Here is a 14,789-nt window from a genome sequence, read left to right on the forward strand (position 1 = left end):
ATGGCGCGCCGCCGTGCATTGATGGATGCGCGAGAGCGCGCGATCAGAAGCGGTAGTTGATCGAAATATCGGCTACGCCGTTGGCTTTGCGGTGCGTGACCGGACTATTGCCCGCGCTGCCCACAAGTTGTTCGAAGGCGCCGTCCGCGGTGGCGAACCAGTGCTTGTCGAACAGCCATATCGCGCTGATGCCGAAGCCCACCGACTTGAATCCCGCGCTGGCGTGGTACTGCGAGTATTTCGAATTTGCCGCCTGGGTCTGATTCACGCCGAACCAGCTATTCATGTAAGTGGAGTCCGCCAGCGTCACGTTCGGACCGGCGAACCAGAAGAACTTTTTGGTGCTGCCCGGCATCGGCATATAGGCGCCGAGATCGCCGATCCAGCCGTTCGAGCCGCCGAAATAGCGCCTGACGTCGGCACGCAGCACGAGCGGGAAATCCTTCGAGATCACGTACTCGCCCGACAGTTTGACGCCCGGCGCCGGGTTGATATTGCCGAGGCCGTCCAACTCTTGCGGATCGTCATGACCGCGGCGTCCCAGATCGTAGACGGTGGCAAGACTCGCGCGCCAGTTCTCGCCCTGCGCGAAATTGACGCCAAAACCCTCGCCGCTCGAGAAGAAGAACAGATCCTTATAGCGCACGTCGATGCTCGGTCCCGCCATCAGGTGATACCGGTCCGAACCCTCATAGCGCGGCTGAAACGATGTCGCCGCGCCAAGCCGCACCTGCCAGTCCGGAATATTGGGCTGCCACATCTTCTGCAATGGAATGCCGACCGAATATTGCCATTCGCCCAGTGGCGAGGGAGTTTGCGCCGAGGCCGAATGCGGAATGACGGCAACGCCGCCGATGGCCACGGCCACCAGGGAGGATGCCGCGATGCCTGTTTGTTTATTGCGGAGCTTGCCGCCCCGCTTTCTACGGCTGTTAAACACCAGAAGCCTCCGATCTCGCCTATGCGAAGAGGGTTATGTTCTCGCCCCGGGATCCGCAAGGGATAAAAAGCACCAGGGCGACCGCCGCGTTGCTACCTGCGGCATGTAACTTTTTCAGCGAACGACACGTATCGCTCGGCAATCCCACGAGCCGCATCCGTCAGAAGCCTGTCAATAGCGGCTTTTGTCTGAACAGAGCGGCACGAAAGATTTGCCGATGGACGCACTCGTGCAAAATGCGGGCCTAGTCGCTGGAGAACGGGCTCGGGTTGGCGGAAGACGAAGACACAAAGAGACGAATACGCGCACGCGGATGCTAATGCGGATGCGGTGAACAAGGCGCGGCCGGCGCCGCAAGACGCCGCGCCGGCATTCTCGTGGCCTACTGCGATGCCTCGACCAGCACCGGCTTGTCGCGGTACAGATTCGGGAACAGACGCTTCAGGTTGGCGACCTTCGGCATGTCGTTGATCGCGATATACGCCGAGTTGGGGTGCAGCGTCAGATAGTTCTGGTGATACGACTCGGCCGGATAAAAGCCCTTGAACGGCTCGGCCTTCGTCACGATCGGTGCCGGGAAGGCGCGCGCCTTGTCGAGTTGCGCGATATAGCCTTGCGCCACGCGCCGCTGCGTGTCGTTCAGCGGAAACACCGCCGAGCGGTATTGCGTGCCGCTGTCCGGCCCCTGGCGGTTCAATTGGGTCGGGTCCTGAATCACGGAGAAATACACCTGCAGCAACTGGCCGTATGTGACCTTGGTCGGGTCGAACGTGACCTGCACCGACTCCGCGTGCCCCGTCTCGCCGCCGCTGACCGTTTCGTACTGTGCCGTGTCGCGCTGCCCGCCCGAGTACCCCGAGACGGCCTTCGTGACGCCGCGCACATGCTGGAACACGCCCTGCACGCCCCAGAAGCAGCCGCCCGCGAAGACCGCGGTTTCTTCGTGCGCGGTCGCGGCGGACACCGGTTCGTCAAGCGCCGGTGGGGCGATCACGACGGCGGCCTCCGAGGAAAACGCCATGCGCTGCGCCAGCAGCAGCGCGAGTGCGCCGAGTCCGACCGAGAGTGAAATCGCCGCCACGCGCGAGCGCGCCGGGCTGCCGTCAATCCGTTTGTGGAAGTTCATGAGGTCCATCCTGATTCATCTGAATCACGCGCCCGTTGTGGGCGTGAACGTCATCGCCAGACCGTTCATGCAATAGCGCAGGCCGGTTGGCTTGGGGCCGTCGTCGAACACGTGGCCGAGATGGCCGCCGCAGCGCCGGCATAGCACTTCGTCGCGCGTCATGCCGAACGACTTGTCGGTATGCGTGATGACCGCGTGATCGAGCGGTTGCCAGAAACTCGGCCAGCCCGTGCCGCTGTCGAACTTGGTCTTCGACGAGAACAGCGGCAGTTTGCACCCGGCGCAGGCGAACGTGCCCGCGCGGTGCTCGTCGTTCAACGGGCTGGTAAACGGGCGTTCCGTGCCCGCCTCGCGCAGCACGCGGTATTGCGCGTCGGTCAACAATTTGCGCCATTCGGCGTCGCTGTGCGTAACCTCGTAGGCGGCTGCCGCGCCGCCGCCTGGCGTCTGTGCCGCGCGCGCCATGCGCCACGTCGAGGCGCCGCCGGCCAGCGACAGCGCGCCGATTAACCTGAAGAATATCCGTCTGTTGCAAGCCATGATGATCGCTCCGGAAAGTCCGTGCCGCTCACCCGCTCCGGCGCCAACCGCGCCGCCCGCGAGTGCTCCCGATGCTTGGTCGCACGAGAGCGGGATAAGTGACAGCATGCGCGTCTTTTTGTGTCACGGTGGCCGCCGCAACGGCGATTACAGTGGAAATTTCGTGGTCGAGAGAATTTCCTTGAGCACCATGAACGAGCGGATCTGCCGGACGCCCGGCAGATAGAGCAACTGCTCCGCGTGCAGGCGATTGAAGCTGTCGCTGTCGCGCGTGCGGATCGTCATGAAGTAGTCGAATTCGCCCGTCACGACGTGGCACTCCATGCAGCCGGCCACCTTCTGCGCCGCTTTTTCGAACTCGGCGAACGACTCCGGCGTGGAGCGGTCCAGCACCACGCCGATGATCACCAGCATCCCCGCCCCTGCCGCCTTCGGGTCGATCAACGCGACGACGCCGCGGATCAGCCCCGACTCCTTGAGCCGCTCCACGCGACGCAGACACGCCGGCGCACTCAGCTTGACCTTCGCCGCGAGCGCGACGTTCGAAATCGACGCGTCGGTTTGCAATTGCCGCAGGATCGCGCGGTCGATGCGGTCGAGCGCCTGCAGTGGATCGGCCGGGACGGCGGCGGCGGCGGCCACCGCTGTCGGGGTGCTACGAATTTTTGTTGCGTTCATGGTCTTGCTATCGGTCATTTATTAATGGGATTTCAATTTTTCACTTTTAAAACTAAGCCAGAGCCATTTTTTTTGCAAGCTCATTTCTAGCGCTTTTCCCTACTATTTGCTCAACGCGACCGGATGCCGTTCGCGTCCCACCTACCCGACCACGGAGCTGCCATGAACCTGCAACGATTCCCTCGCTACCCGCTGACCTTCGGGCCGACGCCGATCCAGCCGCTCAAGCGCCTGAGCGACCACCTCGGCGGCAAAGTGCATCTGTATGCGAAGCGCGAAGACTGCAACAGCGGCTTTGCATTCGGCGGCAACAAGACGCGCAAGCTCGAATACCTGATCCCCGAAGCGCTCGCGCAGGGTTGCGACACGCTCGTATCGATCGGCGGGATCCAGTCGAACCAAACGCGCCAGGTGGCGGCCGTGGCGGCGCATCTGGGCATGAAGTGCGTGCTGGTGCAGGAGAACTGGGTCAATTATTCGGACGCGGTCTACGACCGGGTCGGCAACATCCAGATGTCGCGCATTCTCGGCGCCGATGTACGCCTCGTCGCGGATGGTTTCGACATCGGCTTTCGCAGGAGCTGGGAAGACGCGCTGGAAAGCGTGCGGGCCGCAGGCGGCAAGCCGTATGCCATTCCGGCCGGCTGCTCCGACCATCCGCTCGGCGGGCTCGGTTTTGTCGGCTTCGCCGAGGAGGTTCGCCAGCAGGAAGCTGAACTGGGTTTCAAGTTCGACTATATCGTCGTGTGTTCCGTGACCGGCAGCACGCAGGCCGGCATGGTGGTGGGTTTCGCCGATGACGGCCGCGCCGAGCGTGTGATCGGTATCGACGCGTCGGCCAAGCCCGCGCAGACGCGCGAGCAGATCACCCGCATCGCGAAGCAAACCGCCGAACGGGTCGGGCTCGGACGCGATATCACCAGCAAGGATGTGGTGCTCGACGAGCGCTTCGGCGGCCCGGAATACGGCTTGCCGAATGACGGCACGCTGGAAGCGATCCGTCTGTGCGCGCGCCTCGAAGGCGTGCTGACCGATCCCGTCTACGAAGGCAAATCCATGCACGGCATGATCGAGATGGTGCGCAACGGCGAATTCCCCGCAGGTTCGCGCGTGTTGTACGCGCACCTCGGCGGCGTGCCGGCGTTGAATGGCTACAGTTTTATGTTCCGCAACGGCTAACCCAGGCGCTTTCTCAAGTGCTCCCTCAGGAATTCCACGAACGCCCGGATCGTGAGGGAGCTTTGCCTGTGCTGCGGATACACCGCGTAGACACTCGTGGCGGCGGGCAGGAATGCTTCGAGCACCGGCACGAGCTGACCGCTTTTGAGCGCATCGGCGACGATAAAATCAGGAAGCCGAACAATCCCGAGGCCCGCGACGGCCGCATCGCGCACCAGCTCACCATTGTTGGCGCGCAACGGCCCGTGGACCTCGACGCCTTTCGTCACGCCATCGACGACAAACTCCCAGCTCACCGCGCCACCGTGCCCGTATAACAGACACGAATGGCGCGTCAGGTCGGCGGGCACCTTGGGCGCACCACGACGCCGCGCATAACCGGGACTACAGCAGGCCACCATGCGGATATCCACGAGCTTCTGCCCGATCAGCGTGGAATCCGGCAAGCTGCCAATCCGGATCGCCATGTCGAAGCCTTCGCCGACCACGTCAACGGTGCGATCGCTTAACTCCATCTCGAAGCGCACGTCGCCGTGTTCGCGCAGAAACATCGCCACGAGCGGCGACAGATGCGCCATGCCAAACGACATCGGTGCGCTCACGCGCAACAGCCCGCGCGGCCCGGCGCGCCGCAGCGACATGGCCTGCTCGGCGTCTTCCACTTCACCAAGGATGCGTCTGGCGCGCTCGTAAAACTCCTGTCCGAGGTCGGTCACCGCCAGCTTGCGTGTATTGCGGATCAGCAACTGCACGCCGAGCGTTTCCTCCAGCGCCATCACCCGGCGGCTGACGAACTGCTTCGACAGCGACAGGCGGTTGGCGGCGGCCGTGAAGTTGTGCGCGTCGACCGTGGCGACGAAAATCCGCATGTCATCGAGTTGCATCTTATTGTCCACTCCACAGTGACAGTGTTTCCGCTTTCATGGCGATTATACCGGTATGGATTGACCTACACTGTCATTCATGGATCGCGGACAAACATCTGGCCGGATCGCACAACCCAAGGAGAAAAAAGATGCTTGAAATCAGACACGCCAATCAACGCGGCCGCGCGGAGCACGGCTGGCTCAGCTCGCGTCATACGTTTTCCTTCGCTAACTATCACGATCCCAAGCAGAACGGCTTCTCCGATCTGCTCGTGATCAACGACGACCGCGTTGCCCCGGCGCAAGGCTTCGGCAAGCACCCGCACCGCGACATGGAAATCTTTTCGTACGTGCTGGAAGGCGCGTTGGAGCACAAGGACACGATGGGCACCGGCTCGGTGATCGTGCCCGGCGACATCCAGTTGATGAGCGCGGGAACCGGCGTCGCGCACAGCGAATACAACCATTCGAAGAGCGACCCGGTGCACTTCCTGCAAATCTGGATCGCGCCAGGGCAAAAAGCTACGACGCCGCGTTATCAGCAGCGTCACTTCGGCGCGGACCAGAAGCGCGGTGTTTTACGCCTCGTGATCTCGCCGGACGGTGCAGACGATTCGTTGACGGTGCAGCAGGACGCGCGGGTCTATGCCGGTCTCTTCAACGGCGACGAAACGGCGCGGCTCGAACTGGCGAGCGATCGCTATGCGTATGTCCACGTGGCGCGCGGCAGCGTGACTGTGAACGGCGTCGAGTTCAAGGAAGGCGATGGTGCGCGTGTGCGCGGCGAAGAAGCGCTAACCTTCACGCAAGGCCACGATGCGGAAGTCCTCGTGTTCGACTTGCGCAACATCGAGACGTCGGAGTTGTGGGCTTGAACGGCCGAATGAGCTAAATACGGGCTCGCCGGAAACAAGTCGGCGAGCCACTTTCTTCCTACTCTGTTGAGATAAAAATCATGCGTTATACGCTGTTTGAAAATCAGAAAGACGCGGTCATCCTCGTCGCCCGCGTTCTGTTGATGGTGCTGTTCGTCATGTTCGGCTGGTCGAAGCTCACCGGTTTTTCCGGCACCGTGGCTTATATGACGTCGAGCGGCGCGCCGGTGCCCGAGTTGTCGGCGGTGATCGCCGTGGTGATGGAGTTCGTCGTCGGCATCGCGCTGCTGGTCGGATTCTTTACGCGACCGCTTGCGCTGCTGCTCGCGGTTTATACGCTCGGCACCGCGTTCATTGGCCATCATTACTGGAACATGACCGGCGCGGTGCAGTACGACAATATGATTCACTTCTACAAGAACATCAGCATCATCGGCGGATTGTTGCTGCTTTGTGTGACGGGCGCCGGGAAGTATTCGATCGATCGGCGTTGAGGCGGCTGGCTCGCGCGGAGCGGTGCGGGCCATACGTCAGAAAAAAAGCCATCCGGCTTGATGCCGGGCGATGTCAAGCGCGAACAAAAACGGCGGCCCAAAGGCCGCCGTCCACTTCCACTACTCACACCACTGCGTCAAACCGCTACTGCAACCTCAGCTTCACCAACCACTTCCACTTCTTCACTATTGCGGATCAGGTGATCGAACGCCGAAAGCGATGCCTTCGCGCCTTCGCCCACGGCGATCACGATCTGCTTGAACGGCACCGTGGTTACGTCACCGGCGGCGAACACGCCCGGCACCGACGTCGCGCCGCGTGCATCCACGACGATCTCGCCGTGCTTCGACAACTCGACCGTGCCCTTGAGCCATTCCGTGTTCGGCACGAGACCGATCTGCACGAACACGCCTTCCAGTTCGATCTGCTTCACTTCGCCCGAACGCAGATCCTTGTAGACCAGACCGTTGACCTTCTTGCCGTCGCCGGTGATTTCCGTGGTTTGGGCCTGCGTGATGACGGTCACATTCGCGAGGCTGCGCAGCTTGCGTTGCAGCACTTCGTCGGCACGCAGCGTGGCGCCGAACTCGAACAGCGTCACTTCACGCACGATACCCGCCAGATCGATCGCCGCTTCAACACCGGAGTTGCCGCCGCCGATCACGGCGACGCGCTTGCCCTTGAACAACGGACCATCGCAGTGCGGGCAGTACGCCACGCCATGATTGCGGTACTCGCGTTCGCCCGGCACGTTGATTTCGCGCCAGCGCGCGCCCGTCGCCAGAATGATCGTTTTGGCCTTGAGCACCGCGCCATTGGCCAGACGCACTTCGTTGATGCGGCCCGGGATCAGCGCTTCAGCACGCTGTACATCCATGATGTCGACTTCATAAGTCTTCACGTGCTGCTCGAGCGCCGTGGCGAACTTCGGCCCCTCGGTTTCCGTCACCGAGACGAAGTTTTCGATCGCCAGCGTATCCAGCACCTGACCGCCGAAGCGCTCCGCCACCACGCCCGTCGCGATACCCTTGCGCGCCGAGTAGATCGCCGCAGCCGCGCCCGCAGGGCCGCCGCCGACGATCAGCGTGTCGAACACCGGCTTCTTCTCCAGTTCCTTCGCGGCACGTGCCCCGGCGTTGGTGTCGAGCTTCGCGAGGATTTCTTTCACGCCGCTGCGCCCCTGGCCGAACACTTCGCCGTTCATGAACATGGTCGGTACCGCCATGATCTGGCGCGCTTCGACTTCGTTCTGGAACAGCGCGCCGTCGATCGCCACGTGACGGATGCGCGGATTGATCAGCGCCATCACGTTCAGCGCCTGGACGACTTCCGGGCAGTTCTGGCATGACAGCGAAAAATACGTTTCAAATTGATAGTCGCCGTCGAGATTGCGGATCTGTTCGATCACGGCATCTTCGAGCTTGACCGGATGGCCGCCCACCTGCAACAACGCCAGCACGAGCGACGTGAATTCATGACCCATTGGAATGCCGGCGAAACGGATGCCCGTGTCCTTGCCCGGCTCGCCGATCGAAAACGACGGCTTACGCTCGGCGTCGCCACGACGTTCGATCACGTTGACGCGTTCCGACAACGTCGCGATATCGTTCAGCAATGCCAGCAGCTCTTGCGATTTTGCGCTGTCGTCGAGCGACGCGACGATCTCGATAGGCCTGCTAACCTTTTCGAGGTACGTTTTCAACTGAGTCTTGAGATTGGCATCAAGCATGGCTATTCGATTCCGTGGCGATGGTGTTGGGTTCCCGGCACCGCACGCGCCGGATAGAGCGCGCGAGGTCCGGGGACGTGCGGATCACTGTGAAACGCGATCCGCACGCTGATGCGCCGCGAGGCGCCGACTGCGAAAGGTCGTGAGACCTTAGATCTTGCCGATCAGGTCGAGCGACGGGGTCAGCGTTTCAGCGCCCGGCGTCCACTTGGCGGGGCAGACTTCACCCGGGTGAGCCGCGATGTATTGCGCAGCTTGCACCTTGCGCAGCAGTTCGCCGGCGTCACGGCCAATGCCGTTGTCGTGAATTTCGGCCAGCTTGATTTCGCCTTCCGGGTTGATCACGAACGTGCCGCGCAGTGCCAGGCCTTCTTCTTCGATCAGCACGTCGAAGTTGCGCGAGATGGCCAGCGTCGGGTCAGCGATCATCGGGTACTTGATCTTCTGGATCGTGTCCGACGTGTCGTGCCATGCCTTGTGCGTGAAGTGCGTATCGGTCGACACGCTGTAGATTTCGACGCCGAGCTTCTTGAATTCGTCGTAACGGTCGGCCAGGTCGCCCAGTTCGGTCGGGCACACGAAGGTGAAGTCAGCCGGGTAGAACACGAACACCGACCACTTGCCCTTCAGGCTTTCTTCCGTGACGGTATGAAAATCGCCATTGTGATAAGCCTGCGCCTTGAACGGTTTGACTTGACTGTTGATGATCGGCATTTTGCTGAGTCCTCTTTCGGAGTGGTTGGAAAGTGGAGTCAGTATGTCAGACGACGCTTAATAGGTAAAGCAGAGTGTTTTAATAACGGCGATAGTCTGACGCTATTTATCTCGCTACTCCTGCCTATCACGCTGTGGGTCGGCCTTCAGAAGCCGCCAGAGGGTAGTACGGCCGATTCCCAGCGCCCGGCTCGCCGCGGCGCGATTGCCGCCAGCCTGTTCAAGGGCGTGGAGTACGTCCTCGCGGGTTGGACTGATGCGGCTCAGGGCGGGCTCGGCGGCGGCGTTTGCGGCGGCGTTTGCGCCATTCGCGCCGCCGTTCGTGCCGCTTATGCCGCGTACACCCGCCTTGGCGGCCCCCGCCCGCTCCATGCGCCCGAACTCCGGAAACATCGCCTGCCAATCCTGACCGGCAACGCCCGCTGCATCGCCGAGATAGATCGCGGCGCGCGTCAACAGATTTTCCAGCTCCCGCACATTGCCGGGCCACGCGTAGTGTTCGAACAGGGGCGCGAGAAACGCCAGCACCCGCTCGAGCGCGCCTTCCGACAAGCCATACTCAAGCGCAGCGCGGCTTAACAAGTGACGCGCCAGTTGCGGCACATCGTCACGCCGTTCGCGCAGCGACGGCAATTTTAACTGAAGCAGGTTCAGACGAAAATACAGATCCGCGCGAAACGCGCCCTGCTCGACCAGCGCGTGCAGATCGCGGTGCGTGGCGGCAATTACCCGCACGTCGACCGGCGTGGCGCGCCCCGAGCCGAGCTTCATCACCTCGCGCTCCTGCAGAACCCGCAATAGGCGGCTTTGCAGCGCCGCCGGCATTTCGCCGATTTCGTCGAGGAAAATCGTCCCCGTGTGGGCGATTTCGAACAGCCCTGGCTTGCCGCCTCGCCGCGCGCCCGTGAATGCGCCCTCTTCATGACCGAACAGTTCGCTTTCGATCAGCCCCTCCGGCAACGCCGCGCAATTGAACGCGACGAACGGATTGCCGCGCCGCCGGCTCGCATTGTGGATGCCTTGCGCGACCAGTTCCTTGCCGGTGCCGCTTTCGCCGCTCAGGAGCACGGTGGCGTCGTGCGCGGCACCGGCGCGCGCCAGCCGCCGCACGCGCTCGAGCGCCGCCGAGTTGCCGATCAGATCGTCCAGCCGATGCCGCGCGACCAGATGCTTCGGGCGCTGGCTGGTGCGCAGCGAGCGGTCGATCCGTTGCGCGACCAGCGCGTCCTGCAAGGTCACCACGGAGCCGGAGCGCACGCCTTGCTCCACGATCGGCACGCAATTGACGATCAGCGCGCGGCCGCCGATCTGCTCGATACGCTCCTCGATCGGCAGGTCGTGTTCGAGCGTCTCGCGCAACAGCGGCCCGACCGCGCGCTCGACTTGCGCGGGCACGTCCTGCTCGCGGTCCAGACCCAGCAAGTCCAGCATGGCGGGATTGACGGCCTCGACCTGGCCGGCGTCGTCGAAAGCGGCGACGCCGTCGCGTAGATGCGCCACGATCGTGTTCAGGCGCACGCGCTTCGATTCCTTCTGGCGGCTCACGCGCGCCAGTTCGACCGAGCGCTCGAACGCTTCTTCGACGGCGCCGAGCGAATACAGGAAAACACTCGCGAGGCCGGCCTGCTGGGCGAAGTCGCACGCCATACCGGGCCCGATGATGACGCTGCAGCCTTCGGCCGCGAGGCTGCCGACCGCGAGCCGCACTTCGTCGATCGAACGGTAGGCGCGCTGCTTCAGGCTGACTTTCAGCCACGCGCTCAAGTCGGACAGTTCGTGCGAGATCGTTTCGTGCAGCACGAGGCCGATCTGCGCGTTCGGCCATGTGGTCGTGGCGCGGGTGATCGCGCTGAGCACGTCGAAGCCGTTCACCTTGACCATCACGACCGGCACGTTCAGGTTGTCGCGCAGGTAAGCGCCGTTCGAGCCGGCGGCGAGCACGACGTCGACCGAGCCTGCGTCCACGTAAGCTTGCAGGGCAGTGACGGCGGCGCCGTAGCCCTCCCGGACGGAGAAGAATTTCGCGCGCCCGGCATAGCGTGGCGCGACAGTCTCGCAAAGCGATTGCAACCGGCTGATACTCACCAGTGCGATGCCTGGGCGGCCCGGATCGGGGTTCGCAAGGGACGACGTGAAAGAGGACACCGCAGCGCTCCGGTCTATGTTGAAACGTTCCATGGAACGTTTCATGGAACAGTCCGCTCATTGTGCCATGAACGCTCGCCCCGCCGCTTGCGGGCTAACTCGCTGATTGTTTGGGGCAAACTGGCAGAACCGGGAAATGGCACGCTTTCTGCCTATTCCCGCTCGCGCCATTTATCCGACTTTCCTCACAGGAGACACACCGTCATGACCCAATCCGCCGCCCGCCGCGCCGCCTTCCGCGCCAAAGTCAACCAACGCCAGGGCCTGCTCGTGCCCGGCGCTTTCAATGCAATGAGCGCCCGTGTGATCGAGGACGCCGGCTTCGAAGCGATCTACATCACGGGCGCGGGCGTCACCAATATGTCGCTCGGTCTGCCCGACCTCGGCTTCATCGGCCTCGCCGAAGTCGCCGAACATACGGCGCGGATTCGCGATGCGGTCGCGCTGCCGCTGATCGTCGACGCCGACACCGGCTTCGGCAACGCGCTGAACGTGCGCCAGACGGTGCGCGTGCTGGAACGCAGCGGCGCCGACGTGATCCAGTTCGAAGACCAGATCATGCCGAAGAAATGCGGCCACTTTTCCGGCAAGGAAGTGGTCAGCGCAAGCGAGATGGTTGGCAAGATCCGCGCGGCCGTCGATGCCCGCGAAGACGGCAATCTGCAGATCATGGCGCGCACCGACGCGGCCGCGGTCCACGGCATCGAGGACGCGATCGAGCGCGGCCACCGCTTCATCGAGGCCGGCGCCGACATCCTGTTTATCGAAGCGACCGAATCGCTCGCCGACATCGAACGTTTGCCGGGGCTGTTCGACAAGCCGCAGCTGATCAATATCGTGATCGGCGGCAAGACGCCGGTGCAATCGCGCGAGGCGCTCGCCAAGCTCGGCTACGGCATCGTGCTGTACGCAAACGCGGCGCTGCAAGGCGCGGTGCTCGGCATGCAGCGCGCGCTCGGCACGCTTAAGAGCAATGGCCGCCTCGACGAGGACGCCACGCTGGTCGCGCCGTTCAGCGAACGCCAGCGGCTCGTCAACAAGCCGCTGTATGACAAGCTGGATCGTGAGTACGCCGCGAAAGACTAAGAAGCATGACGAGGACGCTGTGTCCGGTTGATCGGCTCGGCTAGCCGGCTTGCTGCTTTGCCGACTTTCCGTGCGCGTGTGGGCTCGACGCGTTGCAGGGGCGCGCGGGCTTATGGTCTTTCCGGCTTGCGGGCTTTTCAGGCCCACGGACTTGCCGACCTAACGGGCACGCTGCGTGCGCCGCCTGCCGCGCACGCGCGGCACTCGCCGCGGTAGGCGGTATGGCGCCATTTATTGCGTTAGGATTCAGGGCTGGCGCTCGCTTGCCATCGTCATGGCCGTGCCGCTGCGCCCCATCCGCGGCCGCGATCCCGTCGCCCGTCCGCCCCGTCCGGATGCCGGAAACACGTTTTCAAAAGGTAGTCGCAAGAACATGAAGGTCCAACCATCGCGCGCGAAGCGCCGGCACGGCATCGGCGCTGGAATGCGCTCGCACGACACCGCAAGCCGCCCGACAGGAGCCGCGCAATGAGCGGCAGCGAGACACGCAACACGCACGTCGGCTGGCTTCCGTATATCGTCGCGGCCACCTTCTTCATGGAGTACCTCGACACCACGGTAATCGCCACCGCGCTGCCGCAGATGGCGCACTCGTTCGGTGTCGGCCCCAACAGCCTCAGTCTCGGCATGACGGCCTACATGCTGGCGCTGGCGATCTTCATCCCCGCGAGCGGCTGGGTCGCCGACCGCTGCGGCTCGCGCACGGTGTTCTTCAGCGCGATCGGCGTGTTCACCGTGGCTTCCGTGTTGTGCGGCCTGTCGCAGAACGTCGTCGAGTTCACCGCCGCTCGTCTCCTGCAAGGCATAGGCGGCGCGATGATGGTGCCGGTGGGCCGCCTGATCGTGGTCCGCAGCACCGAAAAGAGCCGCATGATGCAGGCGATCTCGACCATCACGTGGCCGGCGATTGCCGCGCCGGTGGTCGGGCCGCCGATCGGTGGCTTCATCACCACCTACGCGTCCTGGCGCTGGATCTTTCTGCTCAACGTGCCGTTCGGCCTCGCGGCCATGGCCGTGGCGCTCGCGCTGGTGCCGAACCTGCGCGGCACCGAACGCAAGCCGCTCGACGTGGTCGGCCTGCTGCTGAGCGGCGCGGCGTTGACGGCGATTCTCTACGGCGCGGAGCTGGCAAGCCAGCCCGGCGAGAATCCGTGGATCGCCGGGGCGATCATCGTCGGCGGGTTGCTGGTGGGCGTGGTGGCGTTCCAGCATGCGAAGCGTCATCCGCATCCGCTCATCGACGTCTCGACGCTGAAAATCCCCACTTTCTCCGTGACGGTGGTGACGGGCTCGTTCACGCGCATCGGCATTGGCGCGGTGCCCTATCTGATGCCGCTGCTGTTCCAGGTCGGCTTCGGCTTGTCGGCGTTCAAGTCGGGGCTGTTGCTGCTCGCGAGCGCGCTCGGCAACCTCGGCATGAAGGCGCTGACCACGCGTATCCTGCAGCGTTACGGTTTCCGCATGGTGTCGATCGTCGACGTGACGGTCGCCGGCGTGTTCATCATCGCGTGCGGATTGCTGAGCCCGAACGTGCCGCTCGCGCTGGTGCTGTTCGTCGTGTTCATCTACGGCGTGGCGCGTTCGATGCAATTCTCCACGCTCGCCACACTCGCCTATGCCGACGTCGCGCAACCGCAGATGAGCGCCGCCAGCACGCTATGGAGCGCGGCCGCGCAAATGACAATCGGCCTCGGCATCGCGTTCGGCGCGGTGTCGCTGCGCGCGGCGGCGTTCTTCAATGGCGAGATCACAGGCCGCGTGTTCACGCTCGACGATTTCCGTCTCGCGTTTCTGTTCGCGGGCGTGGTGACGCTGGCATCCGTGATCGGCTACATGGGTCTCGCACGCAATGCCGGCCAGAGCATCGGCGGCGGCTCGCGCGGCAGCGAAGACCCGGCCAAGGGTTGACGAGAAAACACGTTGATAAACGGCAGGAGACACGCGTTGCAAGCACACGAACTGACGATTTCGAATGACAAGGCCGCGCTCGATATGGAGACGGTCTATACGTTCCTGTCGCGAGAAACGCCGTGGGCCAAGGGCATGCCGCGCGAGACGTTCGAGCGGGCCGTCGCGGGCTCGCTGTGTTTCGGCGGCTATATCGACGGCAAACAGATCGCGTTCGCGCGCCTGATCACGGACGAGGCGACTTTCGCTTACCTGTGCGACGTGTTCGTGCTGCCGGGCTATCGCGGCAACGGATATGCGTCCGCTTTAATGAAGCACGTTTTCGCGAGCCCGTCGCTGCAGGGCTTGCGAAGAATCGTGCTGGTGACGACGGACGCGCATCGCGTGTACGAGCCGCACGGCTTCACGGGACTCGCGACGCCGGAGCGTTATATGGAGCGGCATAACCCGGACGTGTACAAGCCGGCCTGAGCGCAGCGCGCGCCGCGAACTCTCGCGGCGCTGTCAT

Annotated in this window: 14 protein-coding genes; 6 read left to right on the plus strand and 8 right to left on the minus strand. The window is 63.3% G+C overall.

Annotated elements, in window-relative coordinates:
• Positions 1-43: 43 nt before the first annotated feature.
• The 4 genes from B0G71_RS25260 to B0G71_RS25275 form a co-directional block, all read right to left on the minus strand.
• Entirely contained in the window at positions 44-940 is an 897-nt protein-coding gene (locus B0G71_RS25260) for a MipA/OmpV family protein (protein WP_116145115.1), read from the minus strand.
• Between the two features lie 382 nt (positions 941-1,322).
• The gene (msrA, locus tag B0G71_RS25265; protein WP_116148867.1) at positions 1,323-2,066 is read right to left on the minus strand and encodes a peptide-methionine (S)-S-oxide reductase MsrA; all 744 of its coding nucleotides are present in this window, start codon (positions 2,064-2,066) and stop codon (positions 1,323-1,325) included.
• Between the two features lie 24 nt (positions 2,067-2,090).
• Complete coding sequence (msrB, locus tag B0G71_RS25270; RefSeq protein WP_116145117.1) at positions 2,091-2,606, minus strand: peptide-methionine (R)-S-oxide reductase MsrB; 516 nt, start codon at positions 2,604-2,606, stop codon at positions 2,091-2,093.
• A gap of 147 nt (positions 2,607-2,753) precedes the next feature.
• Complete coding sequence (locus tag B0G71_RS25275) at positions 2,754-3,284, minus strand: Lrp/AsnC family transcriptional regulator (RefSeq protein WP_116148869.1); 531 nt, start codon at positions 3,282-3,284, stop codon at positions 2,754-2,756.
• Between the two features lie 162 nt (positions 3,285-3,446).
• On the opposite strand from B0G71_RS25275, the gene B0G71_RS25280 reads away from it, so the two are divergent.
• The gene (locus B0G71_RS25280; RefSeq protein WP_116145119.1) at positions 3,447-4,463 is read left to right on the plus strand and encodes a 1-aminocyclopropane-1-carboxylate deaminase; all 1,017 of its coding nucleotides are present in this window, start codon (positions 3,447-3,449) and stop codon (positions 4,461-4,463) included.
• On the opposite strand, the gene B0G71_RS25285 is transcribed toward B0G71_RS25280, so the two are convergent.
• A complete protein-coding gene (locus tag B0G71_RS25285; protein ID WP_116145121.1) occupies positions 4,460-5,347 on the minus strand; it encodes a LysR family transcriptional regulator in 888 nt (295 codons plus the stop codon). The two genes, B0G71_RS25280 and B0G71_RS25285, sit on opposite strands and share 4 nt — an antisense overlap.
• Before the next feature lie 131 nt (positions 5,348-5,478).
• Here B0G71_RS25285 and B0G71_RS25290 point away from each other — a divergent pair, with 131 nt between their 5' ends.
• Positions 5,479-6,204, plus strand: coding sequence for a pirin family protein (locus B0G71_RS25290; protein WP_116145123.1), 726 nt, complete (start codon positions 5,479-5,481; stop codon positions 6,202-6,204).
• Between the two features lie 80 nt (positions 6,205-6,284).
• Positions 6,285-6,698 carry a DoxX family protein gene (locus B0G71_RS25295; RefSeq protein WP_012427266.1) on the plus strand — a complete coding sequence of 138 codons (414 nt, stop codon included), beginning with the start codon at positions 6,285-6,287 and terminating at the stop codon, positions 6,696-6,698.
• A 137-nt stretch (positions 6,699-6,835) separates the two neighbouring features.
• Here B0G71_RS25295 and ahpF read toward each other — a convergent pair whose 3' ends face one another.
• The 3 genes from ahpF to prpR form a co-directional block, all read right to left on the minus strand.
• Entirely contained in the window at positions 6,836-8,428 is a 1,593-nt protein-coding gene (ahpF, locus tag B0G71_RS25300; protein WP_106278256.1) for an alkyl hydroperoxide reductase subunit F, read from the minus strand.
• 150 nt (positions 8,429-8,578) lie between these two features.
• Complete coding sequence (gene ahpC / locus B0G71_RS25305) at positions 8,579-9,142, minus strand: alkyl hydroperoxide reductase subunit C (RefSeq protein WP_116145125.1); 564 nt, start codon at positions 9,140-9,142, stop codon at positions 8,579-8,581.
• A 114-nt stretch (positions 9,143-9,256) separates the two neighbouring features.
• Positions 9,257-11,320 (minus strand): propionate catabolism operon regulatory protein PrpR, encoded by a 2,064-nt coding sequence (gene prpR, locus B0G71_RS25310; protein WP_404935486.1) that lies wholly within the window; start codon positions 11,318-11,320, stop codon positions 9,257-9,259.
• 171 nt (positions 11,321-11,491) lie between these two features.
• Between prpR and B0G71_RS25315 the strand changes: the two genes are divergently transcribed.
• From B0G71_RS25315 to B0G71_RS25330, 3 genes are all read left to right on the plus strand, one after another.
• Positions 11,492-12,373, plus strand: coding sequence for an oxaloacetate decarboxylase (locus B0G71_RS25315; protein ID WP_116145127.1), 882 nt, complete (start codon positions 11,492-11,494; stop codon positions 12,371-12,373).
• Between the two features lie 468 nt (positions 12,374-12,841).
• The gene (locus B0G71_RS25325; RefSeq protein ID WP_116145131.1) at positions 12,842-14,281 is read left to right on the plus strand and encodes an MFS transporter; all 1,440 of its coding nucleotides are present in this window, start codon (positions 12,842-12,844) and stop codon (positions 14,279-14,281) included.
• A gap of 36 nt (positions 14,282-14,317) precedes the next feature.
• Positions 14,318-14,752, plus strand: coding sequence for a GNAT family N-acetyltransferase (locus B0G71_RS25330; protein ID WP_116145133.1), 435 nt, complete (start codon positions 14,318-14,320; stop codon positions 14,750-14,752).
• The last annotated feature ends 37 nt before the right edge of the window (positions 14,753-14,789 follow it).

The organism is Paraburkholderia sp. BL27I4N3 (assembly GCF_003386115.1).
Taxonomy (GTDB): Bacteria; Pseudomonadota; Gammaproteobacteria; order Burkholderiales; family Burkholderiaceae; genus Paraburkholderia.

Excerpts from the sequence above, each read along its gene's own strand:
- msrA (WP_116148867.1), bottom strand. The coding sequence starts at position 2,066 with ATGAACTTCCACAAACGGATTGACGGCAGCCCGGCGCGCTCGCGCGTG.
- msrB (WP_116145117.1), bottom strand. The coding sequence starts at position 2,606 with ATGGCTTGCAACAGACGGATATTCTTCAGGTTAATCGGCGCGCTGTCG.
- B0G71_RS25275 (WP_116148869.1), bottom strand. The coding sequence starts at position 3,284 with ATGAACGCAACAAAAATTCGTAGCACCCCGACAGCGGTGGCCGCCGCC.
- B0G71_RS25280 (WP_116145119.1), top strand. The coding sequence starts at position 3,447 with ATGAACCTGCAACGATTCCCTCGCTACCCGCTGACCTTCGGGCCGACG.
- B0G71_RS25285 (WP_116145121.1), bottom strand. The coding sequence starts at position 5,347 with ATGCAACTCGATGACATGCGGATTTTCGTCGCCACGGTCGACGCGCAC.
- B0G71_RS25290 (WP_116145123.1), top strand. The coding sequence starts at position 5,479 with ATGCTTGAAATCAGACACGCCAATCAACGCGGCCGCGCGGAGCACGGC.
- B0G71_RS25295 (WP_012427266.1), top strand. The coding sequence starts at position 6,285 with ATGCGTTATACGCTGTTTGAAAATCAGAAAGACGCGGTCATCCTCGTC.
- ahpF (WP_106278256.1), bottom strand. The coding sequence starts at position 8,428 with ATGCTTGATGCCAATCTCAAGACTCAGTTGAAAACGTACCTCGAAAAG.
- ahpC (WP_116145125.1), bottom strand. The coding sequence starts at position 9,142 with ATGCCGATCATCAACAGTCAAGTCAAACCGTTCAAGGCGCAGGCTTAT.
- prpR (WP_404935486.1), bottom strand. The coding sequence starts at position 11,320 with ATGGAACGTTTCAACATAGACCGGAGCGCTGCGGTGTCCTCTTTCACG.
- B0G71_RS25315 (WP_116145127.1), top strand. The coding sequence starts at position 11,492 with ATGACCCAATCCGCCGCCCGCCGCGCCGCCTTCCGCGCCAAAGTCAAC.
- B0G71_RS25325 (WP_116145131.1), top strand. The coding sequence starts at position 12,842 with ATGAGCGGCAGCGAGACACGCAACACGCACGTCGGCTGGCTTCCGTAT.